Here is a 7285-nt window from a genome sequence, read left to right as displayed (position 1 = left end):
TTCGAGTTGGTCTTGACGATCAACGAGACCCCGATCTCCTCGCTGTCGCCCCCGGTCGAGCCGGCGGGCGCGCAGGCAGCGAGACCGAGGCTGGCGGTGGCGAGTACGACAGCGCCGGCGAACAGCCGGGCTGCGGGGGTGCGGAACAGTGTGCGATTCGACATCGAATCCTCCTGGTGTTGGGCGGATGGCACCGTCCTTGACAACGGTGTCATTGCTAGGTCTATCCGAATCATGCCGATATAGTCAAGGGGAAAACCCGATTCCACAGAAAGTCATGACAACGATGTCCAGCCAGCACGGGGACCGCAAACCCGACACTCGTGCGACCATGCGCGACGTCGCCGCCCTCGCCGGCGTCGGCATCAAGACCGTCTCGCGGGTCATCAACGACGAGCCGAATGTCTCGTCGGCGACGGTCGCGAAAGTGCGCGACGCGGCCGAACGGCTCGACTATCACCCCGATCTGAACGCCGGAAATTTGCGTCGCAAGGGGCGCCGAACACGCACTATCGGCCTCGTCGTCGGCAGTGTCGCCAACCCGTTCTCGGGTGCGGTGCACCGCGGCGTCGAAGACACTGCCGTCGAGCGCGGCGTCGCCGTCTTCGCCTCCAGCCTCGACGACGACGCCACCCGCGAACATCGCATCGTCGGCGAGATGCTGCGTCGCCGCGTCGACGCGCTGATCCTCACCACGGTGCGCAAGAACCAGAGCCAGCTCGTGCCGGAACTGGCCCGAGGCACCGTCCTCGTCTTCGTCGACCGGGAGCCCGCCGGCATCGACGCGGATGTCGTGGTCACCAACAATGCCGAGGCGGCCGCCGAGGCCACCGCACACCTCATCGAGGTCGGCCACCGCCGCCTCGCGTACCTCGGCGACCGCCGAGAACTGTGGACCGCGCAGGAACGACGCCGCGGCTTTCTCGAACAGCTCGGTGCTGTCGGCATCCCGACATCGGGCGTCCCCGTCATCGAGGATCTGCACACCGAAGACGCTGCGTACGCCGCAACTCTCGAACTGCTCGACGGTGCCAATCCGCCGACCGGCCTGTTCAGCAGCCAGAACCTGGTGACGATCGGCGCCCTGCGCGCGTTACGCGAACGCGGACTTCAGCGCCGCGTCGCGCTCGTCGGATTCGACGACGTGCCGCTGGTCGACATGCTGGAGCCGGGCGTCACCGTCGTCGCGCAGAACCCATACGACATGGGACGGGTTGCGGCGCAGCGTGCCTTTGCGCGGATGGATGGCGACACCGGTGGGCCGGTACGGGTTGTCGTGCCCAGTGTGCTCATCCCGCGCGGCTCGGGCGAGATTGCCCCGGAGCAACGATGAGCCCCCTCGCGACGCGCGTGCTCGTCGTCGGCGAGGCGCTCGTCGACATCGTGCGCCGGGACGGTGCCGACGCCGTGCACCCGGGCGGCAGCCCACTCAACGTCGCGGTTGGGCTCCAGCGGCTCGAGGTTTCCAGCACGCTTCACTCGAGTTTCGGCACCGACGAGCACGGGGTCGCCATCGCCCGGCACCTCGAAGCGAGCGGCGTGACGATCACGCCGGGCACCATTCGCGACCGTCCCACGTCGGTTGCCCTCGCGACGATCGACGCGGCCGGCACAGCCGGCTACGCCTTTTCGATCGACTGGGATCCGGCGCCCCTCGAGGTCGCCGCCGGAACCATCGACGCACTGCATGTCGGCTCGATCGGCGCCGCGTTGGAGCCGGGTGCAACGATCGTCGAGCGGCTGCTCGCTGAGCTGCGGCCGTCGACGACGATCAGCTTCGACCCCAACATTCGCCCGCAACTCATGGGTTCTCTCGAGGCCGCCCGACCACGGGTTGAGCGAATCATCGCCCTCGCCGACGTGGTCAAGGCCAGCGACGAAGACATCGCCTGGTTGTACCCGGATGCGATGGTCACTGAGATCATGGCGGGCTGGCTCGCGCTCGGCCCGGGCCTCGTCGTCGTGACGCGCGGGCCCGACGGAGCGGACGCGCTAGCCGCATGCGGCCCCGTGCACGTAGCGGCGCCTCGCACGGAGGTCGTCGACACGATTGGCGCCGGCGACTCGTTCATGTCGGGCTTGCTGGCCGCGCTGAGCGACCGCGGCGTGCTCGGCGGTGGCCGGCGCGAGACGCTTCGCGAGCTGTCGGCATCCGATATCGCAGACGCGGTGCGCTTTGCCGCCCGCTGCGCCGCCATCACCGTCTCGCGTCCCGGTGCGGATCCGCCGACGCGGCAGCATCTCGCCGGGCGCTAGGCACCGACCACCCCGGGATTCGTGGCGATTGGCGGCGAAATCGTCCCGCGGGCGCCAATTCGCACGAATCCCTGGGGGCGGCGCGCGATCCTCGGTTCTACGCGTCCGGGGCGTGGGCGTCGAGGAACTCGTACACCTCGGTGAGGTCGACGCCGGTGAAGGTTCCCGAGGGCATCGCGGCGAGCAGTGACGAGTTGAGCCGCGCTGAGGGCCAGGCTTTGTCGGACCAACGCGTCGCGAGAGCCGAGTCGGGCCGCCGGCAGCACGTCGGGTCCGGGCAGCGTGAGGTGTGCCGCCGCACCGTGTCGCGACCGCGGAACCATTTCACGTGCGCGAATGGTGTACCGACGCTCACCGAGAACGCGCCCGCCGCGGTGCTCTGGATGCTCGACGTGCACCAGTATGTTCCCGACGGCTTGTCGGTGTACTGGTGGTACGGGCTGAAGCGGTCTTCGACGGCGAACACTTGCCGGGCGCTCCAGTACCGGCAGACGATCTGCCCTTCGACGGCGCCGAGCACGTCGGTCGGAAAGAGAGCCCCGTCGTTCTCATAGGCCTTTGAAATGGCGCCGCTCGCGTGCACCTTCAGAAAGTGCACCGGGATGCCGAGGTGTTCGGTCGCGAGATTCGTGAACCGGTGGGCTGCGGTCTCGTAGGTCACAGCGAAGGCATCGCGCAGGTCTTCGACGCTCAGCTCGCGGGCCTCCTTCGCGGACTGCAAGAAGGCGACGGCACTCGCCTCAGGAATGAGCAGTGCCCCGGCGAGGTAGTTCGTCTCGACTCGTTGCCGAAGCAGGTCGGCGTAGTCGCGCGGCTCCTGCTTGCCGAGCACGTGCGCCGCGAGCGCCTGCAGCAGCGCCGAGCGGGGGTCGCCGCCGGCCGACTGCCGCACCGGGAGGTAGATGCGTCCATTGGCGTGATCGGTGACGCTTCGGGTCGTCTCGGGCAGGTCGGCGACGTAATGCAGCGTGAAGCCCAGGTGAGTCGCCAGGTCGGCGGCGATGCGCTGGGAGAGCGGCCCGCCGCGATGCCCCACCGCACTGAGCAGGTCGCGGGCGATCGTCTCGAGCTCGACGAAGTGGTTGCTCTCCTTGCGCTGCTCGGCCCGCAGCTCGACGTTCGCGCGTCGCGCTTCCTCGGGCGTCGCCGCGCGCTCCTCGTGGAGCCGCTTGAGTTCGCCGTGCAGCCCGAGGATCGTTTCGATCGCGTCATCCGACAGCGTCTTGCGCACCGGAACCGCGGGCAGCCCGAGGCTCGCATACAGGGGACCCCGCTGCACGCGTTCGAGCGCGATCTCGAGCGCGGCGCGCTTCGACGGCGGCTCGGGGCTGAGCAGGTCATCAAGCGAGACCCCGAGGATGCGTGCGAGCTTCTGCAATTCGCCGAGCTTGAGCTCCCGCTTGCCGTTCTCGATGACCGAAACCTGGGAGGGTGCGCGCCCGAGTTCCGCGGCGAGCGCATCCAGGGTCAGCCCACGATCAGTGCGGAGCTGACGGATGCGGCGGCCGACGGTGAGCGGATCAAGCATGCCTTCATCGTCGAGGTCTTCTGCGTGCGAAAGAGCCATGACCCCATCATCGCGGCTCGAAACCTTCGGCGGAATAGAAGAATGCTAAATCTTCTGCGAGCGATTTTGCAGAAGAGCGGTTGCGGCTGGCGCACGCTGAAGCCATGACCAACAACACCGGCCGCGGCGCTCGCCCCGGCGACCAGACCCAGACCGCCGCCGACCTCGAGACCGAGTGGGCCGCTGACCCGCGCTGGAGCGACGTTCGTCGCGACTACACCGCGCAGGATGTCATCGACCTCCGCGGTCCCGTTCGCGAGGAGCGCACGCTCGCCCGCCGCGGTGCCGAGAAGCTGTGGGAGCTCATCGCCGACAACGAGGACCCCGAACAGTGGGTCTCGGCGCTCGGCGCCCTCACCGGCAACCAGGCCGTGCAGCAGGTGCGTGCCGGGCTCAAGGCGATCTACCTCTCGGGCTGGCAGGTGGCCGCCGACGCGAACCTCTCGGGCCAGACCTACCCCGACCAGAGCCTGTACCCGGCCAACTCGGTGCCCGCCGTCGTGCGGCGCATCAACAACGCGCTGCTGCGCACCGGCCAGATCGAGGTTTCGACAGGCTCAACCGGCGAGGGTGGCGACCGCGACTGGATGGTGCCGATCGTCGCGGACGCCGAAGCCGGCTTCGGCGGACCGCTCAACGCCTACGAACTGATGAGTTCGATGATCGAGGCCGGCGCCGCGGGCGTGCACTGGGAAGACCAGCTGGCGAGCGAGAAGAAGTGCGGGCACATGGGGGGCAAGGTGCTCATCCCGACCAGCCAGCACATCCGCACCCTCAACGCCGCGCGCCTCGCCGCCGATGTCGCCGGCGTGCCGACGATCGTCATCGCCCGCACCGACGCCATGGCCGCGACCCTGCTGACGAGCGACCACGATGAGCGCGACGCGCCGTTCGTCACCGGCGAACGCACCGCCGAAGGCTTCTACAACGTGCAGAACGGCATCGGCCCGGTGCTCGCTCGCGGCCACGCCTACGCGCCGTATGCCGACCTGCTCTGGGTGGAGTCCGACAAGCCGAACCTCGAGCTGGCGCGCACCTTCGCGGAAAGCATCCATGCCGAGTTCCCGAACCAGAAGCTCGCCTACAACTGCTCGCCGTCGTTCAACTGGAAGCAGCACCTGGACGACGACCAGATCGCCACGTTCCAGCGCGAACTCTCGGCGATGGGCTACGCGTTCCAGTTCATCACCCTGGCCGGCTTCCACGCGCTCAACCACTCGATGTTCGAACTGGCGACCGGTTACCGCGACCGTCAGATGAGCGCCTACGTCGAGCTGCAGGAGGCCGAGTTCGCCTCGGAGGCCTACGGCTACACCGCGACGAAGCACCAGCGTGAGGTGGGCACCGGCTACTTCGACCAGATCGCGACCGCCCTCAACCCGGCGAGCGCGACCCTCGCTCTCGTGGGCTCCACCGAGTCCGAGCAGTTCCACTGAGCAACTGATCTTCACGACACGAAGAAGGAAACGATCATGAACGACGACATCCGAATCGACATCCGCGGGCCGCTGCTCGACCGCTTCGACGAGGTACTCACGCCAGAGGCGCTGGCCTTCGTGACCCGCCTGCACGACCTCTTCATGGGGCGCCGGCAGGAGCGGCTCGCGGGCCGGCTGCTGTTCCGGCAGGGCATCGACAACGGGCGCAACCTGCGCTTCCTCGACGACACCGACGGAATCCGCACCGACCCGACGTGGCGCGTGGCGGGGCCGGGCCCCGGTCTGCACGACCGGCGCATCGAGATCACCGGACCCACCGACCGCAAGATGACGGTCAACGCGCTCAACTCGGGTGCGAAGGTGTGGCTCGCCGACCTCGAAGACGCGACGAGCCCCACCTGGACGAATGTCATCGAGGGCCAGCTGAACCTCAGCGACGCCATCCGTCGGCGCATCGACTTCACGAGCGCCGAAGGCAAGGAGTACCGGCTTGGAGAACTGACCCCGACGATCGTGATGCGACCGCGCGGCTGGCACCTCGTCGAGAAGCACCTGCGCTACATCGATCAGGCGGGAATTGCGGTGCCGGCGTCGGCATCCCTCGTCGACTTCGGGCTGTACGCGTTCCACAACGCCCGCGAGCTGATCGCGCGCGGCGCCGGCCCGTACTTCTACCTGCCGAAGCTCGAGAACCACCTCGAAGCCCGACTGTGGAATGACGTGTTCACCTTCACCGAAGCCGCACTCGGCATTGAGCACGGCACCATCCGGGCGACGGTGCTCATCGAGACGATCACGGCGGCGTTCGAGATGGAGGAGATCCTCTACGAGCTGCGCGACCACTGCGCCGGACTCAACGCCGGCCGCTGGGACTACATCTTCTCGATCATCAAGAACTTCCGCGGGCGCGGCGACGGTTTCGTACTGCCCGACCGGAAGGCGATCACAATGACGGTGCCGTTCATGCGCGCGTACACCGAGCTGCTCGTTTCGACCTGCCACAAGCGCGGCGCTCACGCGATCGGCGGCATGAGCGCGTTCATCCCGAACCGCAAGGATCCCGAAGCAACCGACCGCGCTCTCGCGCAGGTGGCGGCCGACAAACGTCGCGAAGCGACCGACGGCTTCGACGGCTCGTGGGTGGCGCATCCCGACCTGATCGAGACCGCGCGTGCCGAGTTCGACGCCGTGCTCGGCGACCGGCCCAACCAAGTCGACCGGCTGCGCGACGACGTGCACGTCACCCCCGCCGATCTGCTCGACCTGCGCATCGATGGCACGGTGACGGATGCCGGGGTCGCCGCCAACGTGTCGATCGCGCTGCGCTACATCGAGGCGTGGCTGCGCGGCACCGGAGCGGTCGCGATCGACGGGCTCATGGAGGATGCCGCGACGGCCGAGATCAGCCGCTCGCAGCTCTGGCAGTGGATCCACCGGCGCGTCGTGACAACGGAGGGCACCCTGGTGACGACCGACCTGGTCGACCGCCTCATGCTCGAAGAGCTCGTGCGTCTCGAACAACCGGGCACCCGGTTCGAGGAGGCGGCGGAGATCGTGCGTGCAACGGCGCTCGCAGACGATTTCCCCGCCTTCCTCACCATCCCGGCTTACGCGCGGTTCCTGGTGGAGGCGCGTCAGCCGGCGGCGGTGGCGGCGTGATCCGCGTCGTGCTCGCCGGCTCCACCGGGGAGGCCCGCGCCACGCTTGCGCGCCTCCTCGGGGAGCGGCTGGGGCTGCCGAGTGCCGACGGATTCGTGCTCGCCGATCCGCCCGCGGATCCGGTTGCGTTCGACACCGAACTCGCCCGTCGTGGCGCGGAAGTCGACGCGCTCGTGCACCTCGGCGGAGCATCCGACGAGCTGCTCGCGCACTACGGCCGAGCCGTCGTCGAGGCGCCCGGGGCGGACGTCGAGCTCATCCTTGAGCGCCTCCGCGAGACCCTCGTCGCGAGTTGATCCCCGCGGGTTGAGTGCCGCGCGAAGCGCGGTGTATCGAAACCGCCCCGAGCAGCACGGACGTTGGG

At 68.4% G+C, this 7285-nt stretch carries 6 protein-coding genes; 5 read left to right on the top strand and 1 reads right to left on the bottom strand.

Going from position 1 to position 7285, the window contains the following annotated elements; translation table 11 throughout:
• Window positions 1–331: 331 nt before the first annotated feature.
• Both RMO30_RS09985 and RMO30_RS09980 read left to right on the top strand, forming a co-directional pair.
• Window positions 332–1333 carry a LacI family DNA-binding transcriptional regulator gene (locus tag RMO30_RS09985; protein ID WP_309712747.1) on the top strand — a complete coding sequence of 334 codons (1002 nt, stop codon included), beginning with the start codon at window positions 332–334 and terminating at the stop codon, window positions 1331–1333.
• Entirely contained in the window at window positions 1330–2256 is a 927-nt protein-coding gene (locus RMO30_RS09980; protein ID WP_309712743.1) for a carbohydrate kinase, read from the top strand. The genes RMO30_RS09985 and RMO30_RS09980 overlap by 4 nt, the downstream gene beginning before the upstream one ends.
• A 97-nt stretch (window positions 2257–2353) precedes the next feature.
• Here RMO30_RS09980 and RMO30_RS09975 read toward each other — a convergent pair whose 3' ends face one another.
• Complete coding sequence (locus RMO30_RS09975; protein ID WP_309712740.1) at window positions 2354–3823, bottom strand: helix-turn-helix domain-containing protein; 1470 nt, start codon at window positions 3821–3823, stop codon at window positions 2354–2356.
• Window positions 3824–3927: 104 nt separating this feature from the next.
• Between RMO30_RS09975 and aceA the strand changes: the two genes are divergently transcribed.
• Genes aceA through RMO30_RS09960 form a run of 3 tightly spaced genes read left to right on the top strand, consistent with a single transcriptional unit; the run spans window position 3928 to window position 7217 of the window.
• Entirely contained in the window at window positions 3928–5259 is a 1332-nt protein-coding gene (gene aceA / locus RMO30_RS09970; protein WP_309712737.1) for an isocitrate lyase, read from the top strand.
• Between the two features lie 36 nt (window positions 5260–5295).
• The gene (aceB, locus tag RMO30_RS09965) at window positions 5296–6921 is read left to right on the top strand and encodes a malate synthase A (RefSeq protein ID WP_309712734.1); all 1626 of its coding nucleotides are present in this window, start codon (window positions 5296–5298) and stop codon (window positions 6919–6921) included.
• Window positions 6918–7217: a hypothetical protein gene (locus tag RMO30_RS09960; RefSeq protein WP_309712731.1), complete on the top strand. Its 300-nt coding sequence runs from the start codon at window positions 6918–6920 to the stop codon at window positions 7215–7217. The genes aceB and RMO30_RS09960 overlap by 4 nt, the downstream gene beginning before the upstream one ends.
• The last annotated feature ends 68 nt before the right edge of the window (window positions 7218–7285 follow it).

The organism is Pseudolysinimonas sp., assembly GCF_031389465.1.
Taxonomy (GTDB): Bacteria; Actinomycetota; Actinomycetes; order Actinomycetales; family Microbacteriaceae; genus Pseudolysinimonas_A.
Note: the sequence above shows the minus strand (reverse complement) of the source record. Positions and strands in the feature narration are given on the sequence as shown.